This is a genomic window from Microbacterium sp. LMC-P-041, assembly GCF_030209555.1.
Classification (GTDB): Bacteria; Actinomycetota; Actinomycetes; order Actinomycetales; family Microbacteriaceae; genus Microbacterium.
On the sequence record NZ_JARVRV010000010.1, the window covers coordinates 112710 to 137193 of the forward strand.

The window sequence follows — 24484 nt, forward strand, 5'->3', positions numbered from 1 at the left end:
CAGGCGAGGGCCCGAGGTCGGACTATTCTCGTTCGAGTGACTGGATCCAGGGCTGAGGCCGCGTATGCGCGTGCCGTCACCGCATTCAGCACCCCGACACTCGATCTGCTGCACGGTCGGTTCGCCCCGTTCGTGGTCGCGTCGCTCACTCTTCTGTTCACCGCCGACCGGGCGTCTGTCGCGGTCGCGGATGCGCACGCCGAGCTGGGCGAGGTGCTCGACGAACTCCGAGCGGCGGGGTACGACGACGACAGGCGGCTTCCGTCCGGGAGCGGCCGGGACGTGTGCCGGAACTGGGTGCGCCTCGGCTGGCTGATCCAGCAGATCGACGACGACGTCGAGGTCTACCGCCTGTCTGCGCATGCCGTCGCAGCACTCGAGATATCCGGCCGCACCGGCGGAGGGCGCACGCGCGTGTCGAACTCCCGCGTGCGCACCCTCCTCGACGCGGTCGACCACCTATCGGTGAGCGCGGAAGTCGACCCGGTCCGGCGGCTGGCGCGGCTGTATGACGAACGCGATCTACTCGACGCAGAGATCGCTCGCATCCAGGAGACCGGGCATGCCGACCCTGCCGACGATGAGGAGCTCCTCGAGGAGGCCGAGAACGTCCTGCACCTGGCACGCGAACTGCCCGCCGATTTCACGCGCGTCGCCGAGTCGCTCAGGTCGATGCAACGCGACGTCGTCGCCCACCTGCGCAGGGACGAGAGACCGACGAGCGAAGTGCTCCGCGAGTATCTGCAGCGCGCCCAGGATGTGATGCAGTCGACACCGGAGGGGCGCGCGTTCGCAGGAGCCCTGCGTCTGATCGGCGACCCCGATCGCATCGATGCCCTCACAGAGCAGCTTCGCGGACTGCTCGGCCGGCCCTTCGCCCGTATGCTCGACGGCGCGCAGCGCGCCGAGCTCGACGCCATCGGTCGACGCGTAGAGCAGGGGGTGGAGGAGGTGCTGGCCGCGCAGCGCCGCGCTTCGCACGTGATCACCGGCCAGGTGAAGACGCACGATCCGCTGCGCGATCGTCAGATCGACGACCTCCTGCGCGACGTCATCGCCGGGCTCCATGGGTGGTCCGGCCCGGCGACGGTCGTCGACCCGGTGCGCAGCATGCCGCTGATCGATCTCGGGCATCTGCGTCAGACCACCAGCGATATCCGCCCGCCGCGTGCACCGGCGCCCCTCGCCGACGCCGATGACGTCGACTTCCTCGATCACGACACGCGCGCCTGGGGTGGTCCGAGATATGCCGAGCTCGAGGAATACGTCGCCGGACTGGGGACGGACTTCGACCTCGCCGATGCCTTCCGGTCGGTGCCCGACGCGGCTCGGCGCCCTGTCGATCTGCTCGGTCTGCTCGAGATCGCGCACCGGAACGGCCTCACCGAGGGAGATGGCATCTCGACGGTCGAAGCATTGCGCCCGGACGGCACGAGCAGGCGATTCGCATTCGGCACCGTGACCGCCCGCAGCACGAAAGAGGATTCAGATGAAGAGTGACGACGACCTCACCACAGCCGGCGCGGACGAGGGGTTCATCGCTCCGACGGCGATGGAGGACGACCTCGAGGCGCACTTCCCCGGCGATCGCGGCACGCTCGATCCCGAGATCAGGCGCGTGCTCGTGCACCTGCTCCAGCGGCGTTTCATCTCGATGGAGCGCAACCGACGTGAGTGGACGCTGCTGCTCGAGCACCAGCAGGTGATCGAGTCGCGGCTCAACGACATCTACCTGCGTCTGATCATCGATCACGCCAGAGGGTTCGCGTACAAGCAGCAGCTGCGCTCTGACGAGGTCGAGATGCCCGTGCTGCTGAAGGACTCTCCGTACTCGCGCGCCGAGACGCTCGTTCTCGTGCACCTGCGGACCGTCTACCAGCGCGAGTCCGCGTCCGGCGAGGGTTCAGTGCGGATCGACATCGAGGACGTCGAGCAGACCGTGCTGAGCTACTTCGCGGACGTCGACGGCGGAACCGCGAAGCAGCAGCGCGCCATCCGCAGCGCATTGGATCGGCTGGATCGAGAGGGCATCGTGCAGGAGGAGACCAGCGGACGCTACCGGATCACCGCGCTCGTCGAGGTGGTGCTCAGTGCGGAGACGCTCAAGGAGCTGCGGGAGTGGCTGCGATCCCAGGCGGTGGTGGCGCGATGACGATGATGGACACGCTCTTCGGGATGATCCCCGCGAGCTCACGCGGTCAGCAGTGGGTCGCGGAGGAGCTCCAGCTCATCAACTGGGGCGGCTACGACGGCGGTCCCCACCGCGTGCGGTTCTCGCCCGATGCGACCCTGCTGTGCGGCGGATCGGGGTCGGGCAAGTCGACGCTCATGGACGGCTACATCGCGCTGATGATGCCGCACACGACGCCCTTCAACGGCGCGTCCAACGGCGGCATCACGGGCCGTCCCCGCGGCGACGAGCAGCGGAACATCCTGTCGTACGGGCGCGGCAAGATCGACGAGTCCCGCACCGAGGAGGGGACGAAGCTCCGCGTGCTGCGCGGCGACGGCGAGGACACCTGGAGCGCCGTCTCGATGACGTGGTTGGATCACGACGGCTCGCGCTTCACGGCGGTGCGCGGGTGGTACATCCCCGCGGACGCCCGCACCCTCGAGGACACCACGCGATTGCGGGCCACGATCGACGGCGCCTTCGACCTCTCGCAGCTCGAACGCGCTGCGGTCCAGCGACTCAGTGACGCGGCGGTGCGCGCCGTCGGGCTGGAGCCCGTGGCGACCGACCGCGAGTTCTCGGCTCGACTTCACGCCGTGCTCGGCATCGGCGCGGCCGGTTCGGGGGCGAAGGCGATCAGTCTTCTGGCCCGCATCCAGGCCGGTCAGCAGATCACGACGGTCGACGACCTCTACAAGAAGCTCGTGCTCGAGGAGCCCGAGACGATGGCGACCGCGGACGCGGTGGTCGCTCATTTCGATGAGTTGGAGAGCACCCGGACGCGGATGCTCGTCGCCAAGCAGCAGGTGGCGGCTCTCGAGCCGATCCGCGAGATCTCGCAGCGCATCGAGGCGGCGTCGGCGCGGATGAGCGTCGTGGACGAGGTCGGGGTCTTCTCGGAGCCGACCTCCCTCGCGTCCCTGTGGAGCGCCGAGCGCCGCCTCGATCTGCTGCGCGAGGTGGAGGCGGATCTGCGTGACCGCACCCAGGCGCTGCAGCTGGCCGTCCGCGAGAAGAACGCACTGATCGCCGCCGCCGAGCTCGAGCGGGAGGGGCTGCTCGACGTCCTGCGGCAGTCCGGAGGCGACCGCCTCGAGACCGCTCAGCGCGAGCTGCGGGGTGTCGAGCGCCGACTGGAGGACGTCCAGCGCGAGCGGGCGCGCTTCGACAGCGTCGCCAGGGAGCTCGGCGCCGAGGTGCGCACCGCATCCGATTTCGAGGAACTGCTCGCCCGCGTCGGCCGGGAGCTCCCGCAGAGCGGACTGCGCGGAGCCCGCGCCGCCTTCGCCGACGCAGAGTCGTCGCGCCGAGCGGTCGAGAGCGAGCTGAGTCGGGCGCGTGCCGAGCAGGACCGCACCCGTGAGCTCCGCGGGAGCATTCCCGCGCATCTGCAGGAGGCGAGAACTCTCCTCGCCCAGGCGGCCGGGCTCACCCCGACGGATCTGCCTTTCGTCGGTGAGCTCATCGAGGTGCGCACCGAGTTCGAACCCTGGCGGGACGCGTTCAACCTCGCCCTCGGCGGGTTCGCGCGGACATTGCTCGTCGATGTCGCGGACCTCGGGCGGTTCCGTGCGGCCATCGAGTCGGTGCGCATCGCTGAGCGGATCAGCTACGAAGGCGTCCCGACGGGCGTCGCCGACTCTCGGACGGCGGACCCCCGCACGCTCCCCGGTCGTCTCGATCACCGATCGACGCCGTTCACCGGATGGCTTCAGCAGCGACTCCGTGAGCGGTTCGAATACGTGTGCGTCGACTCGTCGACCGAGCTCGCCGAGCACCCTCGCGCGCTGACGCTCGCGGGGCAGGTGTCGCACGGAGACCGCGGGTCCCATGGCGGGCATGGCCGTGCGAACATGCTCGGATTCTCGAACGCGCGCCGTCTTCGCGAGCTCGACGAGCAGATCAGCCAGCTCGAGAGCCGCCGCGATGCTGCGGCTCAGGCCGCTGCGGACGCGGAGGCCGACCTCGACCGGATCGAGGCGACGTCCAAGGCGCACGCGAAGATCGAGGACCTCACCTGGGATCAGATCGACGTCGAGGCCGTCACGGCGGAGCGCGCGCGATGGGTCGCAGTGGAGGCGGAGGTCACCGACGAGAACCCGAAGATCGCCGAGCTGAAGTCGCAGGCCGAGGAGCTCAGAAAACGAATCGGCCGTCTGCGCGACGAGAGCTCCCGACTCGGGGGAGACCTCACGCTCGCTCAGGACCGTTGGGTGGAGGTCACCGACCAGGTCGACGACTGTCAGCGGATCGTCGATGCGGCTGAGGCGGCCGAGATCGCGCTGGAGGAGCGGCATCGTTCGTTCCTCGACGCGCGCTTCCTCGGAGCAGACGCGGCCGTCAGCGTGACGGCGTCGGAGCGCCTCGCTCACCTCGACGCCGCATTGCGCACGGCCGCGACCAGACTGCTCGAGGAACGCACGTCGGCAGCCGCGGCGCACGCCGAGCAGCGTGAGCAGATGCGACGCCTGATGACCGGCTTCCTCGAGCGCTGGGATACGCTCACGATCCTCCCCGACCCCGACGAGTCGGTCGCGGAGTTCGAGAGCATCCTCGTGGCGCTCGAGACCAACGGCCTGCACGAGCTGGAATCCGAATGGCGAGACAGCCTCCTCAAGCTCTCCGGAAACGATCTGACGAGCCTGGATTCGACGCTGGGTCGTGCACTGCGCGAGATCAAGAACCGCATCGACCCGATCAACAGGATCATGGAGGAGCTGCCGTTCTACGACGATGATCACCGTCTTCAGATCACACCGCGCGAGAACCAGTCCGAGGCGCGCAGGCGATTCCGCAAGGAGCTTCGCGAGGTGCGCAGCCTCATCGACGCAGCGGAGACGGATGTCGATCGTGAGAGCGTCTACCGGAGGATGAGCCGTCTCATCGGTCGGATGCGACGCACGGCTCCCGACTTCGCCGAGCTCATCGACGTGCGCAACCATGTGCGGGTGAGCGCGGAGCGGGTCCATGCGACGACCCGGGAGCATGTCGCGCTCTACGACCACATCGGCGAGAAATCGGGTGGAGAGTCGCAGGAGCTGGTCGCCTTCATCGTGGGCGCGGCACTGCGCTACCAGCTCGGCGACGCGGGTGCCGAGCGTCCGAGGTATGCACCCGTGTTCATGGACGAGGCCCTGATCAAGGCGGACGCGCACTTCACGAAGCGTGCGATCGGAGCATGGCGGGGTCTCGGCTTCCAGCTCGTGATCGGTGCGCCGAACGACAAGTACAGCGCCATCGAACCGCATGTCGACGTGGAGTACGACATCCTCAAGGACACGCGCGGCCGCTCCTGGGCACGGCCGAAGGTCGGTCTGCCCGCCGAGTGACACCGGCGATAATGGTCAGCGCGACACGAGAGTTCGGATCGCGCCGACCGTGCGGTCGATGTCGTCCCGGGTCGTCGCCCAGGACGACATCGAGCAGCGCAGCGCAGCGCGACCTCTCCACTCGGCCCCGGTCATGGCGGCGGTGCCCTCCACGAGCACGGCCTCACCCAGCCGTCGCGTCGCCTCATCGGAATCGAGACAGAACATGACCTGCGTGTAGTCGACGTCGTTGAGGATGCGGATGCCGTCGATCGTCGTGAGCCCCTCGGCCATCGCCACCGCGTTCTCGTGCAGCCTGTCGATCAGGTTCGAGATGCCGTCCCGTCCGAGGCTGCGCATCGCCGCCCACGCGGGCACGCCGCGTGCGCGACGGGACAGTTCCGGCGTCACGTCCCACGGGTCCAGACTCGTGTAGATGAGGTAATCGCCACCCGTGCGGAACGCGGCGATGGAGTCCGCAGGGTCGCGGACGATCGCCATGCCGCAGTCGTAGGGCACGTTGAGCGTCTTATGCGCATCTGTCGCCCACGAATCGGCGTCGGACATGCCCGCCGTCAGCGGCTGCAGCGACTCGGAGGCCGCGGCCCAGAGGCCGAATGCGCCGTCGACGTGCACCCAGGCTCCGTGCCGATGGGCTATCGGTATGAGGGCTGCGAAGTCGTCGAATGCGCCGGTGTGCACTTCTCCGGCCTGTAGACAGACGATGGTCGGTCCTGAGCCGTCCGCGAGGACGCTGTCCAGGGCGTCTGGTCGCATGCGCCCCTGCGCGTCGGATTCGACGGCAGTGATGCCGGTGCGTCCGATCCCGAGGAACCGCGCTGCACGGTCGATCGACCCATGGCGGTCGGCACCTACGACGAAGCGCATCTGCGGAGATCCGTGCAGTCCCTTCTCGCTGAGGTTCCAGCCGACTCGAGCGAGAACGGCGTTCCGTGCCGTCGCGAGGCAGGTGAAGTTCGCCATCTGGCCGCCGGTGACGAATCCGACGCTCGCGTCGTCGGGCAGGCCCAGGATGTCGAGCATCCACCGGCCGGCTATGCGCTCCAACGCCACGGTCGTCGGCGTGAGCAGGGCGGATCCCGAATTCTGGTCCCAGGCGGACACGAGCCAGTCGGCGGCGAGGGCAGCGGGGTGCGTGCCGCCGATGACGAACCCGAAGAATCGTCCTCCGGGGATCGCGACGAGACCGGGGTCCGCCCGCGACACGATCTCGCCGATCACCTCTTCCGGGTCCATGCCTTCGGCGGGCAGGGGGCCGCCGAAGGCGTCGAGCATCTCGGCGAGGGTCGCCCGCGGCCACACCGGTCTGTCGTCGAGCGACCCGAGGAACTCGAGTGCTGCTCGGTGGGCGGCGTCCAGTCCGCGGATCCTGTCATCGTCGACGCTCTGGTCCATGTGTCAGGACTACACCCACGCCTGCCCTCACACCAGAGCGATCACGGGAACAGGAGGCCGCCGCTCCGTGTGCGGCCACAGGCCGCGGGCATGGTTCGATAGAATGGACGATGCCCTGGGCCGTGCCCACGGGCGGATACGACGAGCGGAGAATTATGTCCGGGCATTCCAAGTGGGCCACCACGAAGCACAAGAAGGCCATCATCGACTCCAGGCGCGCCAAGTCCTGGGCCAAGCTCATCAAGAACATCGAGGTCGCGGCCAAGCTCGGCGGAGCCGACCTGCAGGGAAACCCGACGCTGTTCGACGCGGTGCAGAAGGCGAAGAAGACGTCGGTCCCGAAGGACAACATCGATCGCGCAGTGAAGCGCGGCGCGGGCATCGGCGGCGAAGCGGTCGAGTACACCTCGATCATGTACGAGGGGTACGGACCCAACGGCGTCGCGATGATGATCGAATGTCTGACCGACAACAAGAACCGTGCTGCGGCCGAGGTCCGCACTGCTCTCAGCCGCAACGGCGGAACCCTCGCCGACCCGGGCAGCGTCGCCTACAACTTCAGCCGCAAGGGCGTGATCGTGGTCGGCTCCGGGGGGACCACCGAGGATGACGTGATGATGGCCGCGCTCGAAGCGGGGGCCGAAGAGATCGAGCCGCACGCCGAGGGCTTCGAGATCATCACCGAGGCGACGGATCTCGTGACCGTCCGCAGCGCGCTGCAGGAGGCGGGAATCGACTACGAATCCGCCGACGTCGAGTTCGTGCCGAACCTCAAGGTCGAGATCGACGCCGACACCGCTCGCAAGATCTTCCGCCTCATCGATGCACTCGAAGACAGCGAGGACGTGCAGAACGTCTTCACCAACTTCGATCTCACCGCCGAGGTGCAGGCCGAGCTCGAGAACGACGACGCGTAGGCGCGCCGACCGCGTGCCGTCGGACGAGACGCTTAGCCTGGGGGAGTGACCTCCTCCTCGCTTCGCGTGCTCGGCATAGACCCGGGTCTCACCCGGTGCGGCGTGGGGGTCGTCGACGTCGACCGGGCTCGACGAGGGACGCTCGTGCATGTCGGAGTCATCCGCTCGGCGCCCGATCTCCCGATCGGCGAACGACTCGCGATCGTCGCCGCGGGCATCCGAGAGGTGCTGGAGCTCCATCGGCCCGATGCTGTCGCGGTCGAGCGCGTGTTCGCGCAGCAGAACAGTCACACGGTGATGGGCACGGCCCAGGCGAGCGGCGTGGCTCTGCTGCTCGCTGCTGAGGCAGGACTCCCGGCGGCCACGCACACTCCGAGCGAGGTCAAGGCGGCGGTCACCGGCTACGGCTCGGCGGACAAGCGTCAGGTGCAGACCATGATCGCCCGGATCCTGCGCCTGGATGCGCCGCCGCAGCCGCCGGATGCCGCTGACGCCCTCGCGATCGCGCTCTGCCACGCGTGGCGTCGGGGCGCAGCGGGGGTCCCGGGCGTGGACGCGCTCACCCCGGCCCAGAAGGCATGGGCCGACGCGGAGCGTGTCGCTCGAACATATCTACGATCGGGCGCGTAGGCTGGGCGGATGATCTCCTCGCTGCACGGCGCTGTCCTCCACTCGACCGCCGATCAGGTCATCATCGACGTCGGGGGAGTCGGGTTCTCCGTCTCGGTGCCCGCAGACGTGGCTCACACCGCGACCGTCGGCGAGAAGCTGATGCTGCACACGAGCCTCATCGTGCGCGAGGATGCGCTGTCGCTCTACGGTTTCGCCGACCGCAGCGAGCTGGAGATCTTCGGTCTGCTGATCAGCGTGACCGGCGTCGGGCCGAAGTCGGCGCTGGGGGTGCTGTCGCATCTCACCGTCGACCAGATCGCGGAAGCCGTGACATCGGAGGATGACGCCCCGTTCCGCCGTGTCTCGGGTATCGGCCCCAAGACCGCCAAGCTCATCGTCCTCCAGCTCGCGGGCAAGGTGCATCCGGTGGGCGCGGCGTCGAAGCCCGCCGCGAACGGACCCGTCGACGTCGTCGATCAGGTCGCTGCCGCGCTCGTCGGTCTGGGGTGGTCCGAGAAGGTCGCCGCCGAGGCCGCCGCGCAGACGGCCGCGGAGGCCTCTGAGGCCGAGCGGGCAGCCGTCGCACCGCTGCTGCGCCGCACGCTCGCACTGCTGGGGCCGGCGCGTGTCTGACATCCGCGACGCCGCCGAGCCCTCCGACGACACCGAGCTGGCGATCGAGGGAGCCCTGCGACCCACGAGCCTGGGTGAGTTCGTCGGTCAGCAGAAGGTGCGGGGGCAGCTCCAGCTGCTCCTCGATGCCGCACGGATCCAGAATCGCCCGCCCGACCACATCCTGCTCGCGGGCCCGCCCGGGCTCGGCAAGACCACGCTGGCGATGATCGTCGCTCACGAGAGCGAACGTCCGCTGCGCCTCTCGAGCGGACCGGCGATCCAGCACGCCGGCGACCTCGCCGCGCTCCTCTCGAGCCTCGTCCCCGGCGAGGTGCTGTTCATCGACGAGATCCACCGGATGGCGCGGTCGGCGGAGGAGATGCTCTATCTCGCGATGGAGGACTTCCGCATCGACATCATGGTGGGAAAGGGCGCGGGGGCGACCAGCATCCCGCTGGACCTCGCACCGTTCACGCTCGTGGGTGCGACGACGCGCTCGGGTCTGCTGCCGAACCCGCTGCGGGATCGCTTCGGCTTCACCGGTCACCTGGAGTTCTACGAGGAGGCGGAGCTCGAGCGCGTCATCGCACGCTCGGCCCTCATGCTGGGCGTCGATCTGCCGCGGGATTCACTGTCGGAGATCGCCCGTCGCTCGCGCGGCACTCCTCGTATCGCGAACCGCCTGCTGCGTCGAGTGCGCGACTATGCGCTCGTTCACGGCGGCGGCGCGGCCTCCCTGGTCGGGGTCAAGGCGGCGCTGGAGCTCTACGACGTCGACCCCATCGGACTGGACCGCCTCGACAGAGCGGTGCTCGAGGCGCTCGTTCGGCGCTTCCGCGGGGGTCCCGTGGGGCTCAGCACGCTCGCGGTCGCCGTGGGCGAGGAGGCCGAGACGGTCGAGAGCGTCGTCGAGCCCTATCTCGTGCGCATCGGATTCCTGGGTCGCACACCTCGAGGTCGCGTCGCCATGCCGGAGGCCTACAGCCACCTCGGCATCGCGCACCCGGACGGGGCGCTCCGACTTGATGACCTATAATCGCTGAAGACTTCCCCTGATAGAACTGCGCGACCGTCCTGTGGTGCGCGCACCTGAGAAAGGCCCTTTGCCACCATGCCCATGGAAATCCTCCTCTTCGGCCTTCTCGCCGTTCTCGTCGTCTTCATGTTCGTCAACGGACGCAAGCGCCAGAAGCAGATGAAGGCTGAGCAGGAGGAGAAGGCGACCAAGACCGTTCCCGGGGTCAAGGTGCTCCTCCAGGGTGGTATCTACGGCACGATCGTGGCCTACGACCACGACGACCTCGACTCGCCCGCGCTCGTCGAGATCGCTCCCGGCACCGTCATCGAGGTGCACAGCCAGGCGATCCTGCGCATCGTCGAGCCCAAGGACGCGATCGAGACCGACCCGGCAGTGCTCGCCGCCGAGGATGCACCGATCGTGAACGACGTTCCCGTCGTCGACGACGCTCCGGCCCTCGAGACTCCCGAGGAGACCCGTCGCCGCCTCGAGCGCGACGCCGACGACAAGTAGCCTTCGCGCTGCACCACCTCGGCACTCCGGCATCTTAGAAAGCTGATCACACGTGGCCACTTCTTCCCCGGTCCGTCATGCCTGGCGGGTCCTCATGGGCCTGCTCCTGGTGACGGGCGTCCTCTTCGGCATCAACGCGCTCGGCGTCCACGTGTTCGAGAAGAGCTCCTGGACCCCTGAGCTCGCGCTCGACCTGCAGGGCGGCACGCAGATCGTGCTCAGTGCCGAGACCGAGGACGGCGCTGCGCCCTCCCCGGAGCAGCTCGATCAGGCGGCCGCGATCATCCGCCAGCGCGTCGATGCGTCCGGTGTGGCCGAGGCCGACATCACCACCGAGGGCGGCCGCAACATCGTGGTGCAGATCCCGGGTGTCGCGGACGAGCAGACGCGTGCGCGCATCCAGTCCAGCGCGCAGCTGGAGTTCCGCCCGGTGCTCGCCACGACGGCCGGCACCAATCAGTACGTGGGTGAAGACGGCAACGAGACGGCGTATCCGACCCCGGACGACTCGCTGAACGCGACGCCGACGGCCGAGCCGACGGATGCGAGCGACCTCGCCTGGGTGACCGACAGGCTCGCCGCGGAGTTCCAGGCCTACGACTGCGCCAACCCCGAGAACGACCCCTCGAATGCGCCCAAGGACCAGCCGCTCATCGCGTGCGATCCCTCGGGCCAGGCGAAGTACCTCCTCGGTCCGACCGAGCTCACGGGTGACGCCATCACCGACGCATCCGCGGGTCGCGACCCGAAGACGGGCGCGTGGCTCGTCCAGCTGACGATGAACGGCGACGGCGCCGAGGCCTTCGGCGAGGTGAGCACCCGCCTCAACCAGAACCGCCTCGCGGAGCTCTCGCCGCGTGATCAGTTCGCCTTCGTCCTCGACGGATCGGTGATCAGCGCACCGCGCATGAACGGACAGATCCTCGACGGTCGCCCGAGCATCTCGGGAGACTTCAACCAGGAGTCGGCGACGGCCCTTGCCGACCAGCTCAAATTCGGCGCCCTGCCCCTGAGCTTCGAGGTTCAGAGCTCCGACACCATCTCCGCGACCCTGGGCACCCAGCAGCTTCAGATCGGTCTCATCGCGGGCCTCATCGGTCTCGCACTCGTGGCGATCTACTCACTGATCGTCTATCGGGCGCTCGGCTCCGTGATCATCGCGTCCATCGCGGTGATGGCGGTTCTGACGTACATCATCATCTGCATCCTCGCGTGGCGATTGGGCTTCCGCCTGTCGCTCGCCGGCGTCGCGGGCCTCATCGTCTCGATCGGCTTCACCGCCGACTCGTTCATCGTGTACTTCGAGAGGATCCGAGACGAGCTTCGCGACGGAAAGTCGATCACCTCGGCGGTCGAAGACGGCTGGGGCAGAGCGAAGCGCACGATCTACATCTCGAAGTCGATCAACATCCTCGCGGCAGTGGTGCTGTACATCCTCGCGGACTCCACTGTGAAGGGCTTCGCCTTCACTCTGGGGCTCACGACCCTCATCGACGTGTTCATCTTCGTGATCTTCACGCACCCGGTGATGCAGCTGCTCGCCCGCACCAAGTTCTTCGGCGGGGGCCACAAGCTCTCCGGTCTCGATCCCGAATCGCTCGGTGCGGTGTACCGCAGCCGATCGCAGTTCCGTCAGGTGTCGACCGCCACCGCGGGCCGCGGCGCGAAGAACGCCAGAGCCAAGGGCGAAGCCGAGCGCCGTCAGACCATCGCAGAGCGCAAGCGCGCCGAAGCACTAGCCGGTGAGAGAACCACCCGCACCGGAAGCGAGGGGGACGCCTGATGGCTTCCATGAACGAGTTCGGTAACAACCTCTACACGGGAAAGACGTCCTTCCCGTTCGTCGGCAAGCGCCGGCTGTGGTTCATCATCGCGATCGTGCTGGTCGTCGGCTCGGCGCTGGTGCCGCTCATCCGCCCGATCCAGTTCTCGATCGAGTTCACGGGCGGGTCGCAGTTCACCGTGCAGGCGCCCGACAGCTTCGAGCAGGAGACCGCGAAGACCGCGGTGCAGTCGGTCGTACCCGGCGCGGCGACCAAGGTCGTCGTGGTGGGCGGCAACGACATCCGCGTCCAGACCGATCAGATGAGCGCCGCCGAGACGCAGCAGGTCTCCAACGCCCTCGCCGATGCCTACGGCGTCGAGCCCGAGAGCGTGACCTCGTCGTTCATCGGACCGGCGTGGGGTGAGAACGTCACCAAGCAGTCCCTCTGGGGTCTCGCGATCTTCCTCGCACTGACGTTCCTGATCCTCGCGATCTACTTCCGGACGTGGAAGATGTCCGCGGCAGCGATCCTCGGCCTGCTCGACGTCCTCGTCATCACGGTCGGCGTCTACGCCCTGGCCGGGTTCGAGATCTCACCGGCCGCGGTCATCGGATTCCTGACGATCCTCGCCTACTCGCTGTATGACACCACGGTGGTGTTCGACAAGATCAGGGAGAACACCACGGAGGACGGCGAGAACTCGACGCGAACCTTCGGCGAGTCGGTCAACCTCGCGGTGAACCAGACGCTCATCCGATCGATCAACACCTCGGTCGTCGCCGCACTGCCGGTCGGCGCGGTCCTTTTCATCGGAGCCTTCTGGCTGGGCGCCGAGTCCCTCACGGACATCTCGCTCTCGATCTTCGTCGGCATCCTGGTCGCGACCTACTCGACCCTGTTCGTGGCCGCGCCGCTCTACTCGCTCTTCCGCGAGAACGAGCCGCAGATCGCGGCACGAGATGCCAAGATCCGCGAGGCGCGAAGCCTCGCGACCGCAGAGACCCGATAGTCCCCGCTCCGCGGGGCCGCACCCCGTGGAGCACGCGTAAGCTGTTGTGATTCGGAGGTGAGCGGATGGCGGAACCGCAGACGGCGTCGCAGGGCTCCAGCCTGAGACGACTGGTTCCCCGCATCTTCTCCCGCGCGCCCAGGATCAACGACCTCGACAATCTGATCCGCACGGTCCGTGCGAATCACCCGCGAGGCGATCTCGCCGTCATCGAGCGCGCCTACGCCGTGGCCAAGGAGAAGCACACCGGCCAGCAGCGCCAGAGCGGCGAGCCCTACATCACGCACCCGCTCGCCGTCGCGCAGATTCTCGCGGAGATGGGCCTGGGTCCTCGAGCCATCGCTGCGGCGCTGCTGCACGACACCGTCGAAGACACCGGCTATGCGCTCACCGACCTCACGGCGGAGTTCGGCGACGAGGTCGCGATGCTCGTCGACGGCGTCACCAAGCTCGACAAGGTCAAGTACGGCGAGAGCGCCCAGGCCGAGACCGTCCGCAAGATGATCGTCGCGATGTCGAAGGACATCCGCGTCCTGCTGATCAAGCTCGCCGACCGCCTGCACAACGCCCGCACGTGGGGATTCGTCCCGCCCGAGAAAGCTGCGAAGAAGGCCAAGGAGACGCTCGAGATCTACGCGCCTCTGGCCAACCGCCTCGGTATCCAGGCGATCAAGTCCGAGCTCGAGGACCTCTCGTTCGCCGTGCTGCATCCGAAGATCTACAACGAGATCCACAACCTGATCGCCCAGCGCACCCCGCAGCGCGAGAAGTACCTCGCTCAGGTCGTCGAGGAGATCGACGAGGACCTGCGCGATCTGCGCATCCGAGGCAAGGTCGTCGGGCGTCCGAAGCAGCTGTACTCGGTGTACCAGAAGATGGTCGTACGAGGCCGTGAGTTCGACGACATCTACGACCTGATCGGCATCCGCGTGCTGGTCGCGTCGGTGCGCGACTGCTACGCGGTGCTCGGCGCCATCCACGCGCGCTGGACGCCGCTGCCCGGTCGCTTCAAGGACTACATCGCCACCCCGAAGTTCAACCTCTACCAGTCGCTGCACACCACGGTGATCGGACCGTCGGGTCGGACGGTCGAGATCCAGATCCGCACGCACGAGATGCACCAGCAGGCGGAGTACGGCGTCGCCGCGCACTGGATGTACAAAGAGCGGATGAACGGCGGCAAGACCGAGGTCCGCGCCGCCGACAACGACATGGCGTGGCTCGCGCACATCTCGGACTGGCAGGCCGAGACGGCGGATCCCGGCGAGTTCCTCGACTCTCTGCGCTTCGAGATCGGCGCGAAGGAGGTCTACGTCTTCACGCCGAAGGGGCGCGTCGTCGGGCTACCGGCGGGTGCGACGCCGGTCGACTTCGCGTACGCCGTGCACACCGAGATCGGCCACCGCACGATGGGCTCGAAGGTCAACGGGCGCCTCGTGCCGTTGGAATCGGAGCTCAAGAGCGGTGACGTGGTCGAGGTCTTCACCTCGAAGAACCCCGACGCCGGCCCGAGCCAGGATTGGCTCGGCTTCGTCAAGAGCACCCGCGCACGCAACAAGATCCGCGGATGGTTCACGAAGGAGCGTCGCGAAGAGGCGATCGAGCAGGGCAAGGAGGCCATCGCTCGCGCGATGCGCCGCCAGAACATGCCGCTGCAGCGCCTGATGAGCCAGGACTCGTTCGCCGAGGTCGCACATCAGCTCCGCTATGAGGACGTCTCTGCGCTGTATGCCGCCGTGGGCGAAGGTCACGTCTCCACGCAGTCCGTGCTCGAGAAGGTCACCGCGCTGGTCGCGGCGACCGATCCCGCCACAGGTGCGATCGACCTCCCCGGCAGCATGCCGTCGCGGGAGCCACGGGCAGGGGATTCGGGTGTCCTGGTGCGCGGAGCATCGGACATCCTCGTGAAGGTCGCGAAGTGCTGCACTCCGGTTCCCGGAGACGAGATCGTCGGTTTCGTGACGCGTGGCAGCGGCGTGTCCGTGCACCGCACGGACTGCCCGAACGTCAAGGCGCTCGCGAGCGAGGAGGACCGCTTCGTCGAGGTGTCGTGGGCCCCGACGACGAAGAGCGTCTTCCGGGTGCAGATCCAGGTCGAGGCCCTCGACCGTTCGGGGCTGCTCTCGGATGTCACCCGGGTGCTGAGCGAGCATCACGTCAACATCCTGTCGGCGACCGTCAGCACCACCGACGAACGCCTCGCCATCAGCCGCTTCGTCTTCGAGATGGGCGATGCCGTCCACCTCGACCGGGTGCTGAACGCGGTGCGTCGCATCGACGCGGTGTATGACGTGTACCGCGTCACCTCGTCCTGACGAGAATCCTCTCGAGCGCGCCGCGTCCGGCGCGCTTTCCCGGCACGCGGGTCATGCGCTCGAGCTCCCGAAGCGCAGCGGATACGAGATCCGGTTCGGCGTCGGCGAGGAGCACCATCCACCGATGCAGGGATCCGTCGCGGTGGAGTCCGAGAGCGAGATCGACCATGGTGCGCTCCGGCGTCATCACCGGTACGCCGCCGATCACGACGAGATCCGACGGCGGCAACGCTGTGTCATGAAGGATCACTCGTGCGGGCAGTGCGGGGCGGATCCGATGGCTCACTGCGCGCCGGACGTGATGGCGTGCAGGGGGAGTGTCACCGGCACCGTGGATCCAAGCTGCCGTCGGGCCGGAGGCGGCCGTGTCCGCAGGGACGAGGGGCGCGAGCGCGGCTGCTCTCGCGCTTGCGCTCTCGACGAGATCGGCGGGGATGTAGCCCTCGCCCAGATCGACGAGATGCCCGTCGAGCCTCGCCGCGCTGAGTTCGGGGATCGTGAGGCGTTGGCCGGGCAGATACAGGAACGCGGGATGCATCACGCCAGTCTGGCGCGGTGCATCCCGCGTACTGATTCGATCCGGAGATCTGTGGAGAAGGTCAGCCGCCGAGGGCGTTGAGCCAGGTGCGGCGCGCTTCGAGTGCATCCGCCGCGGCCTTGGCGGCCTTCTTGTCTCCCGACTTCTCTGCGGCGGCCAGCTCGGACTCGAGCTTCTCGATCGCCTCGAGCAGCTGCGAGCTCATGTCGTTGGCGCGTGCCTTGGTCTCGGGGTTGTTCTTCTTCCAGTCGACCTCTTCGCGTGCCTTGAGCGCCTGCTCGATCACACGGAGACGATCGTCGAGAGCGCGCTCCTTCTCGCGGGGGAAGATGCGGCCGATCTCATCCCACTGGCGCTGGATGCCGGTGAGCAGCGCGCGGGCGCGCTTGATGTTCGGCTCGTCTGCGACTGCCTTGGCCTCTTCGAGAAGGGCCTGACGCGCTTCGATCTTCGGGGCGGAGTCCGCCTCTTCAGCCGCCGACTGCTCGGCACGAGCGGAGTACAGCGCGTCGCCGGCTGCCTTGAATCGCGCCCAGAGCGCGTCGTCGGCCTTGCGACCAGCGCGACCGGCGGCCTTCCACTCGTCGAGCAGACTGCGATACGCGGGGATGCCGTCGACTCCGCGAGGAGCGAGAGCCTCCGCGCGCTCGACCAGCCGCGTCTTGGCGTCACGAGCGGTCTTGTGGGTGTCGTCGAGCTCGGAGTAGAACGCGCGGCGTGCCTTGTCGACGGTGCCGCGCGCATCACGGAACCGCTTCCAGAGCTGCTGGGACACCCCCTTCGACAGACGAGGGCCGTTCTGCTGCTGCGCCTGCCACGCGTCGAAGAGTTCGCCGAGCTCGGCGGTCACCTGCTTCCACTGCACCTTCGAGAGGTCGCGGGCTGCGATCGCCTCGGCGCGCTCGACGAGAGCCGTGCGCTCGGCGATGGCCTTGTCGACCAGCTCCTTGGCCTGCTGGGCCTCCTGAGCGGTCGCCTCGGAGAGCGAGGAGGTCAGCGTGTTCAGACGCTCACGGAGTCCGGCGAGGTCGCCCACAGCGGCAGCGTCGGTGGCCTCGGTAAGAAGATGACCGGCCTGCTTGACCAGGTCACCCGCAGACGCGCCGCCGGCCTGGTGACGCTGCTCGAGCGTGTGCACCTTGAACGCGATGTCCTCGTACTTGCGCACGAAGTAGGCGAGTGCCTCGTCGGGGGTGCCGTCGGGATACTGCCCGACCACGCGCCACTCGTCGCCCTCGCGAACCTCGACTGTGCCGTCTTCGGCGACACGGCCCCACTTCGCTGCCTCGGCACTCGATGCGGAGGTCGCGGGCGATGCTGCGGCTGCGGGAGTCGCTGCAGTGGGCTTGGTCAGCTTTCGCGGCAGCGGCGCTGCCGGGGGAGCGGGAATGGGGGGAGTCGGCTTGGACGGCTCAGACACGGTGATTCTCCTTGCGCGGTAGGGCCCGCGGGAGGCGGAAAGGACGAGCTTCAGCCTAGTACGAGAGCGAGGTTGCAGTGTGGCCGTCGAATCTCACAATGGCCGTTACCGTTCTGTGAGCGAATCGTTCGACGCACGAAACACCGCGCGTCACATGCGGGAAACACCAGGCTCCTATCGTCGCCATCACGACGTCCCCCGGCGATTGGAGCAACATGAGCGAGGTCCTCCTCACACCCCAGGAGATCGTGGTGGTCGGTGCAGGGATGGTCGCGCATCGATTCGTGGAGAGCCTGATCAGCCGAGCCGAGACGCCGATGCATGTGACGGTGATCGGAGACGAGGCCCGTCGACCGTACGATCGGGTCGGACTCACCGGGTTCTTCTCGGGGGCGACTCCCGAGGAGCTCGAACTCGATCGCTCGGTGTTCGACGACTTCCGCGTGCGATTCCTCGCCGACGACAGAGTGCTGCGGATCGATCGCTCGGCCCGCACCGTCACGACGAGGTCGCGCACGAGCATCCCGTACGACACCCTGGTGCTCGCGACCGGCTCCTACGCCGCGAAGGTCGCCGTGGACGGTGCGGACCTGCCCGGCTGCTTCGTCTATCGCACACTCGACGACGTCCAGGGCCTCAAGGACTTCGTCGAGCGGCGAGGACGCATGCTCGGTCGTCCGCTGCGCGGCGCGGTGATCGGCGGAGGGCTCCTCGGGCTCGAGGCCGCCGGCGCTCTGCAGGGAATGGATGTCGACGCCACCGTCGTGCAGTACTCCGATCGCCTGATGTCCGCTCAGCTCGACTCAGCGGGTGGAGGGATGCTCAAGCGTCTGCTCGAAGCGCGTGGCATCTCGGTGCGCACCGGATCGAGAACGACTCGGCTGGACCCGGATGACTCCGGCGCGGTCACGGCGCTCGAATTCCAGGACGGATCGATCGAACGGGCGGACGTCGTGGTCTTCACCGTCGGCGTGCGTCCCCGGGACGAGCTGGCGCGCAATGCGGAGATGCAGGTGGACCCCCGCGGCGGTGTGATCATCGACGATCGGTGCTCGACGTCCGACCCCCACATCCTGGCGATCGGCGAGGTCGCCAACTTCGACGGTCGCTGCGTCGGACTGGTGGCTCCCGGATACGCCATGGCAGAGGTGGCGGCGACGCGCCTGCTCGGAGGCGATGCGGCGTTCCCCGGCTACGACGACTCCTCCAAGCTGAAGCTCTCGGGCGTCGATGTCGCGAGCTTCGGCGATGCGATGGCCACGACTCCCCACGCGCTCGACGTCGTCTATGCGGATCCTGTCGCCGGTGTCTATAAGAAGCTCGTGCTGTCGGATGACGCTCAGACGCTGCTCGGTGGGATCCTCGTCGGCGATGCGGCGGCCTACGGCGCGCTGCGTCCCCTCGTCGGCGCGAAGCTCGGCGCCGACCCGGCCGCCTACCTGCTGCCGGAAGGCGGGAACGAGGCTCCTGGTGGCGAGCTGCCGGATGAGGCCGTGGTCTGCTCGTGCTCGAATGTGACCGCCGGGCGCATCCGCCGGGCAGTGCACGACGAGGGGTGCACGGACGCCGCCGCGGTGAAGGGCTGCACGAAGGCCGGGGCGACCTGCGGATCCTGCGTGCTGATGGTGAAGAAGGTCGTGGGGCAGGAGCTCACCAAGCTCGGCCAGACCGTGTCGCATGCCCTCTGCGAGCACTTCGATCTCTCGCGCCGACAGCTCTTCGACGCGGTACGGGTGGCTCAGCTCACGACGTTCAGTGGCATCGTCGAGCGCTTCGGGCGCGGCCGAGGGTGCGACATCTGCAAGCCGGCGATCGCCAGCATCCTCTCGGTGCTCGTGGGCGCGCACGTGCTCGACGGCGAGAACGCCACGCTGCAGGACACCAACGACCACGTGATGGCCAACATGCAGAAGGACGGCACGTACTCCGTCGTCCCGAGGATGGCCGGTGGCGAGGTCACCCCGGAGGGACTGATCGCGATCGGGCAGATCGCGAAGGACTTCGCGCTGTACACGAAGATCACCGGCGGGCAGCGAATCGACATGTTCGGAGCGCGGCTCGAACAGCTTCCGGTGATCTGGCAGCGTCTGGTCGACGCGGGCTTCGAGTCGGGGCAGGCGTACGGCAAGTCGCTGCGCACGGTGAAGTCGTGCGTCGGGTCGACGTGGTGCCGCTATGGCGTCCTCGACGCGGTCGGCATGGCCGTCAAGCTCGAACTGCGCTATCGGGGGCTCCGTGCTCCCCACAAGCTCAAGCTCGGCGTCTCGGGCTGCGCTCGTGAATGCGCGGAGGCGCGGGGCAAGGACGTGGGAGTCATCGCCACCGAGACGGGGTGGAACATGTATGTCGGCGGCAACGGCGGCTTCACGCCGCGGCACGCGCAGCTGCTCGCGTCGGACCTCGACGACGAGGGTCTCATCAGGGCCATCGACCGCTTCTTCATGTACTACATCCGCACCGCCGATCGTCTGCAGCGCACGGCTCCCTGGTGCGAGGAGCTCGAGGGCGGACTCGACGGGCTGCGGAGTGTGATCTTCGACGACAGCCTGGGCATCTGCGCCGACCTCGATGCCTCGATGGCGCAGCACGTCGATCGCTACGAGGACGAATGGGCGGCCACCCTCGCCGACCCCGTGAAGCTCGAACGGTTCCGGTCGTTCGTCAACGCGGCCGATACGGCGGATCCGTCACTCGCCTATGTCTCTGAGCGCGGGCAGATCCGCCCGGCGTCGCCGGAGGAGCGTCGCGCCGGAGGCATCCTGATCGCCGGAACCGCTCTAGAGGTGCGCCGATGACCGTCGCGATGGACTCCACCACGCATGTGCGGGTATGCACGCTCGAGGACCTCGAGGTCGAACGAGGGCGAGCCGCTCTCTTGGACGGACAGCAGGTGGCACTGTTCCTCCTCTCGGACGGCACCGTGCTCGCAGTCGACAATCTCGACCCGTTCAGCGGAGCCAATGTCATCTCCCGCGGGATCGTGGGAAGTCGTGGGGATGTCCCCACGGTCGCATCCCCACTCCACAAGCAGATCTTCGATCTCCGCACCGGTGAGTGCATCGAGACCCACGGCAAGCCCCCCGCAGCACTGCGGGTGTGGCCGGTCGCGATCGACGACGGCGTCGTGTACGTCCGGATGCCGGAGAGCGTCGGATCATGAGGCGGACGCGTGTGGGCAGGGTCGACCTCGTCGGCGGTGGGCCGGGTCCCGCCGACCTCATGACGGTGCGCGCCTATCGCCTGCTAATGGCGGCCGACGTCGTGGTCGCCGATCGCCTCGGTCCGTTCGCGGAGCTCCGGAACGAGCTCCCGTCGCACGTCGAGGTCATCGATGTCGGCAAACGACCGGGTCACCACCCCGTCCCTCAGCACGAGATCGATGCCCTCCTCGTCGAACGCGCCCTCGCCGGCCACCGCGTGGTGCGGCTGAAAGGCGGCGATCCCTTCGTGCTCGGTCGCGGGGGAGAAGAGGTTCTCGCGTGTGAGGCCGCCGGTGTGCCGGTCAGTGTGACCCCGGGCGTCAGCAGCGCGATCTCGGTGCCTCAGGCCGCGGGGATCCCGGTGACCCATCGCGGCGTCGCGTCAGCGGTGCACATCATCAACGGGCACGGCGACCTCACCCCGAGTGCGCTCGCATCTCTGTCCGATCCGACGGTCACCACCGTCGTCCTGATGGGCGTGGCCTCGCTGCCTCGCCTCGCAGCCTCGGCCGCGTCGCACGGGGTGTCCGGCGACATCCCCGTGGCGATCGTCGAGAACGGTCACACCGAACGACAGCGGACCATCCGCAGCACCCTGGCGACGGCGGCGCAGGACGCGGTCGCTGCGCAGGTCGTGAACCCGTCCGTCATCGTGATCGGCGAGGTGGCTCGCGCGGGACTGCTGCTGCCGACGAGGGCGATGATCGCGGAGAGCGCCACATGACGACCGCGCGCACGCTCGACTCGGCGCTGGCCGGATGCACGATCATCGTCGCCGCAGACCGCCGCTCGATCGACCTGGCGACAGCCCTCGAGCGTCGCGGTGCGGTGGTCCATCGCGCGCCGGCGCTGAGCATCGTCACCAACTCCGACGACGCGCAGCTTCTCGCCCGCACCGAGCAGGTGATCGCCGCTCCTCCGGACATCGTGATCGTCACCACGGGCGTCGGGTTTCGCGGATGGATGGATGCCGCGCACGAGCACGGCCTCGACGGACAGCTCGACGCGGCACTGCAGGGCGCGCACTTCGTCGCACGGGGACCCAAGGCGCACGGCGCGATCCAGCAGGCGGGTTTCACGGCTGACTGGGTCGCCGAATCCGAGACGTCGGCCGAGGTCGGCGAGTACCTCCTCGCCTCCGGGGTCGCGGGCAAGCGGATCCTCGTGCAGCATCATGGCGCCGGATCGGACGGCCTCGACGAGTTGCTGGCGGATGCCGGAGCCGAGGTGCTGAGCATCACGGTCTACCGGTGGGGGCCGCCGCCGGATCCTGAGGTGGTGCGGCGTTCGGCATTGCAGGCGGCGGCCGGCGAGGCGGACGCCGTGCTGTTCACCTCGGCACCGGGAGCGGCGTCGTGGATCGCGGTGGCAGAGGAGTCCGGCGCGCTCGAGCGCATCAGGAGACGCGCGGAGTCGGGCCGCCTCCTCCTGGCGTGCGTGGGCCCGATCACGGCCGCGCCGCTGCACGGCGCGAACCTCCGCACCACGATCGCCGACCGGGGGCGACTCGGATCCCTCGCTCGAACGGTCATCGCGCATTTCGGCGGCGGGAGGGCACCGTCACTCCCGACCGACGCGGGTCTGGTCGAGGTACGCAGCGGCGGAGTCCTCGTGGACGGCGTGTTCATCCCGCTCTCGCGGTCGGCTGCCGCCTTGATCGAGGCGCTCGCCTCTGCGGGCGGGCGTGTGCTCTCGCGCGCCGAGCTCGGGGGCGTGCTCCCCGGCGCCGAGCGCAACGGACATGCGGTCGAGGTGGCCGTCGCACGGCTGCGGGAGGCTCTCGGCGGCAACGAACTCGTGCACACGGTGGTGAAACGCGGCTACCGCCTGGCGGTCACCGAGTACTGAGCGAGGTGCGCGCGGGGGAGTGCGGGCAGTGAACGCCCGTGTCCGCCACCCACAGGGACCGTGGTCTATCCGGCGGGGGCCTCAGTGGGTGCAGGCTCCGGCGTCGCGGGGTCTGTCGGCACGGGCGCCTCCGTCGGCTCGACGGTAGGCGAAGGCGAGGGGGCCGGGGGATTCACCTGCGCGTGAACGACCTGGCTCACCACGGCTCCGGCGACGATGAGCACTCCGGCGACGACGGCGATCGTGTTGTCGCGGGTGCGACGCCGGATCTGACCCTCATGCCACGTCTTGCGGGCGGTGTGCAGACGTGCGCGCTCCACCTCGGTGCGCGACTGCTGCGTGCTCTTCCCGCGTCCGGCCATTGCGTGCTCCCTTACTGGACGTGAATGTGCAACGTCGCCTGAGAGCCTACCGTCGAGATCGCGTCACGCCGTTCCCACCCGAAGTGTCGGTGCCCCGCGTTAGCCTGGACGGATGACCTCCGCCTCCGCACTGCTCTCCGGGCAGACGCCTCTCGCCGTGCGAATGCGCCCCGTGTCGCTCGATGAGGTCGCCGGTCAGAAGCACCTGCTGCGCGCGGGTTCCCCGATCGTCGCACTCGCCGACCCTGCCGCGACATCCCCGGGTGCCGTCTCGATCATCCTGTGGGGTCCGCCCGGCACCGGCAAGACCACTCTGGCGCAGGCGATCGCACGCTCATCGGGCCGCCGGTTCGTCGAGCTCTCCGCGATCACCGCCGGCGTGAAGGACGTGCGCGAGGTCATGCAGGAGGCGATCACCCAGCGCGACCTCTATGGCCAGACGACGATCCTCTTCCTCGATGAGATCCATCGGTTCACCAAGGCGCAGCAGGACGCCCTGCTCCCGGGCGTCGAGAACGGCTGGGTGCTGCTGATCGCGGCGACCACCGAGAATCCCTCGTTCTCGGTGATCTCGCCGTTGATGTCGCGATCGCTGCTCCTCACGCTCCAGCCGCTGACGGATGACGACATCGGGCTCCTGGTCGATCGGGCGGTGACCGATGCGCGCGGACTCAATGGCGCGGTCACCCTGGCCGACGACGCGCGCGCGGCGCTGATCCGGCTGGCGTCGGGCGATGCGCGGCGTGCGCTCACCGGACTCGAGGCGGCAGCGGCCGTAGCCCTCTCGAAGGGGGAAGAAGGCGCGGTGCCCGCCGCGACGGCGGACGACGTCGCTCAGGCCGTCGACAAGGCGCTGCTGCGATACGACCGTCAGGGAGACGAGCACTACGACGTCATCAGCGCGTTCATCAAGTCGATCCGAGGATCCGACCCGGATGCGGCCCTGCACTATCTCGCGCGGATGATCGAGGCGGGGGAGGACCCTCGCTTCATCGCTCGGCGCCTGGTCATCTCGGCCTCCGAGGACGTGGGCCTCGCCGACCCGCAGGCGCTCTCCATCGCGGTCGCGGCCGCGGACGCCGTCGCGTTCATCGGAATGCCGGAGGGGCGGATCCCGCTCGCCGAAGCGACCGTCTATCTGGCCACGACAGCCAAGTCGAATGCGGCGTACGTGGGAATCGACCAGGCGATCGCCGACATCCGCTCCGGGGGGTTCGGACGCGTCCCGCTGCATCTGCGAGACGCGCACTATCCGGGCGCGAAGCGGCTCGGTCACGGCCGGGGATACGTCTACCCGCACGACAGCGAGTTCGGCATCCTGCCGCAGCAGTACCTCCCTGACGAACTGCGCGGAAAGCGGTACTACGAACCCAAGAACCTGGGTGCCGAGCGCGACATCTCGGCTCGCCTCGAGCGCATCAGACGCATCCTCGACGGGCGCTGACGCGAATCTG

The 24484-nt window shown here is 68.3% G+C and carries 20 protein-coding genes; 16 read left to right on the forward strand and 4 right to left on the reverse strand.

The genetic code is table 11. The features are described from left to right. Nucleotides 1-36: 36 nt before the first annotated feature. From QRN21_RS17515 to QRN21_RS17525, 3 genes are read left to right on the forward strand one after another with little or no spacing between them, the layout of a single operon-like run. Nucleotides 37-1500: a DUF3375 domain-containing protein gene (locus QRN21_RS17515; RefSeq protein WP_285365487.1), complete on the forward strand. Its 1464-nt coding sequence runs from the start codon at nucleotides 37-39 to the stop codon at nucleotides 1498-1500. Beyond that, nucleotides 1490-2152, forward strand: a complete 663-nt coding sequence (locus QRN21_RS17520) for a DUF4194 domain-containing protein (protein ID WP_285365488.1) — start codon at nucleotides 1490-1492, stop codon at nucleotides 2150-2152. The genes QRN21_RS17515 and QRN21_RS17520 overlap by 11 nt, the downstream gene beginning before the upstream one ends. Next, nucleotides 2149-5502 (forward strand): ATP-binding protein, encoded by a 3354-nt coding sequence (locus QRN21_RS17525; RefSeq protein ID WP_285365563.1) that lies wholly within the window; start codon nucleotides 2149-2151, stop codon nucleotides 5500-5502. Before QRN21_RS17520 ends, QRN21_RS17525 begins: the two co-directional genes overlap by 4 nt. Nucleotides 5503-5517: 15 nt before the next feature. Here QRN21_RS17525 and QRN21_RS17530 read toward each other — a convergent pair whose 3' ends face one another. Further along, nucleotides 5518-6897 carry a pyridoxal phosphate-dependent decarboxylase family protein gene (locus tag QRN21_RS17530; RefSeq protein ID WP_285365490.1) on the reverse strand — a complete coding sequence of 460 codons (1380 nt, stop codon included), beginning with the start codon at nucleotides 6895-6897 and terminating at the stop codon, nucleotides 5518-5520. Between the two features lie 155 nt (nucleotides 6898-7052). Here QRN21_RS17530 and QRN21_RS17535 point away from each other — a divergent pair, with 155 nt between their 5' ends. The 8 genes from QRN21_RS17535 (at nucleotide 7053) to QRN21_RS17570 (ending at nucleotide 15662) form a co-directional block, all read left to right on the forward strand. Further along, nucleotides 7053-7814: a YebC/PmpR family DNA-binding transcriptional regulator gene (locus tag QRN21_RS17535; protein WP_285365491.1), complete on the forward strand. Its 762-nt coding sequence runs from the start codon at nucleotides 7053-7055 to the stop codon at nucleotides 7812-7814. A gap of 45 nt (nucleotides 7815-7859) precedes the next feature. After that, nucleotides 7860-8444, forward strand: coding sequence for a crossover junction endodeoxyribonuclease RuvC (ruvC, locus tag QRN21_RS17540; RefSeq protein ID WP_053096180.1), 585 nt, complete (start codon nucleotides 7860-7862; stop codon nucleotides 8442-8444). A 9-nt stretch (nucleotides 8445-8453) separates the two neighbouring features. After that, a complete protein-coding gene (ruvA, locus tag QRN21_RS17545) occupies nucleotides 8454-9059 on the forward strand; it encodes a Holliday junction branch migration protein RuvA (RefSeq protein ID WP_056278784.1) in 606 nt (201 codons plus the stop codon). Continuing rightward, the gene (gene ruvB, locus QRN21_RS17550; RefSeq protein ID WP_053096175.1) at nucleotides 9052-10077 is read left to right on the forward strand and encodes a Holliday junction branch migration DNA helicase RuvB; all 1026 of its coding nucleotides are present in this window, start codon (nucleotides 9052-9054) and stop codon (nucleotides 10075-10077) included. The genes ruvA and ruvB overlap by 8 nt, the downstream gene beginning before the upstream one ends. A 75-nt stretch (nucleotides 10078-10152) precedes the next feature. Next, complete coding sequence (locus tag QRN21_RS17555; RefSeq protein ID WP_308418036.1) at nucleotides 10153-10572, forward strand: preprotein translocase subunit YajC; 420 nt, start codon at nucleotides 10153-10155, stop codon at nucleotides 10570-10572. A 52-nt stretch (nucleotides 10573-10624) separates the two neighbouring features. Then, nucleotides 10625-12355 carry a protein translocase subunit SecD gene (gene secD / locus QRN21_RS17560; protein ID WP_053096171.1) on the forward strand — a complete coding sequence of 577 codons (1731 nt, stop codon included), beginning with the start codon at nucleotides 10625-10627 and terminating at the stop codon, nucleotides 12353-12355. Beyond that, entirely contained in the window at nucleotides 12355-13347 is a 993-nt protein-coding gene (gene secF, locus QRN21_RS17565; protein ID WP_056278783.1) for a protein translocase subunit SecF, read from the forward strand. The genes secD and secF overlap by 1 nt, the downstream gene beginning before the upstream one ends. A 65-nt stretch (nucleotides 13348-13412) precedes the next feature. Next, nucleotides 13413-15662, forward strand: coding sequence for a RelA/SpoT family protein (locus QRN21_RS17570; RefSeq protein WP_285365493.1), 2250 nt, complete (start codon nucleotides 13413-13415; stop codon nucleotides 15660-15662). Here the strand turns inward: QRN21_RS17570 and QRN21_RS17575 are convergent. After that, on the reverse strand, nucleotides 15649-16200 hold the full coding sequence (locus QRN21_RS17575) for a type IV toxin-antitoxin system AbiEi family antitoxin (protein ID WP_053096165.1): 552 nt from the start codon (nucleotides 16198-16200) through the stop codon (nucleotides 15649-15651). The genes QRN21_RS17570 and QRN21_RS17575 overlap by 14 nt on opposite strands. Nucleotides 16201-16261: 61 nt before the next feature. Beyond that, entirely contained in the window at nucleotides 16262-17626 is a 1365-nt protein-coding gene (locus QRN21_RS17580; protein WP_285365566.1) for a DUF349 domain-containing protein, read from the reverse strand. 209 nt (nucleotides 17627-17835) lie between these two features. Here QRN21_RS17580 and nirB point away from each other — a divergent pair, with 209 nt between their 5' ends. Genes nirB through QRN21_RS17600 form a run of 4 tightly spaced genes read left to right on the forward strand, consistent with a single transcriptional unit; the run spans nucleotide 17836 to nucleotide 22668 of the window. Beyond that, nucleotides 17836-20415, forward strand: a complete 2580-nt coding sequence (gene nirB / locus QRN21_RS17585; protein WP_285365494.1) for a nitrite reductase large subunit NirB — start codon at nucleotides 17836-17838, stop codon at nucleotides 20413-20415. Beyond that, nucleotides 20412-20780, forward strand: coding sequence for a nitrite reductase small subunit NirD (nirD, locus tag QRN21_RS17590; RefSeq protein WP_053096163.1), 369 nt, complete (start codon nucleotides 20412-20414; stop codon nucleotides 20778-20780). Before nirB ends, nirD begins: the two co-directional genes overlap by 4 nt. Then, on the forward strand, nucleotides 20777-21544 hold the full coding sequence (gene cobA / locus QRN21_RS17595) for a uroporphyrinogen-III C-methyltransferase (protein WP_285365496.1): 768 nt from the start codon (nucleotides 20777-20779) through the stop codon (nucleotides 21542-21544). Before nirD ends, cobA begins: the two co-directional genes overlap by 4 nt. Then, nucleotides 21541-22668, forward strand: a complete 1128-nt coding sequence (locus QRN21_RS17600) for a uroporphyrinogen-III synthase (RefSeq protein WP_053096159.1) — start codon at nucleotides 21541-21543, stop codon at nucleotides 22666-22668. Before cobA ends, QRN21_RS17600 begins: the two co-directional genes overlap by 4 nt. 65 nt (nucleotides 22669-22733) lie before the next feature. Here the strand turns inward: QRN21_RS17600 and QRN21_RS17605 are convergent, their stop codons facing one another. Next, entirely contained in the window at nucleotides 22734-23030 is a 297-nt protein-coding gene (locus tag QRN21_RS17605) for a hypothetical protein (protein WP_053096157.1), read from the reverse strand. Between the two features lie 112 nt (nucleotides 23031-23142). Between QRN21_RS17605 and QRN21_RS17610 the strand changes: the two genes are divergently transcribed. Further along, the gene (locus QRN21_RS17610; RefSeq protein WP_082297813.1) at nucleotides 23143-24474 is read left to right on the forward strand and encodes a replication-associated recombination protein A; all 1332 of its coding nucleotides are present in this window, start codon (nucleotides 23143-23145) and stop codon (nucleotides 24472-24474) included. Nucleotides 24475-24484: the final 10 nt, after the last annotated feature.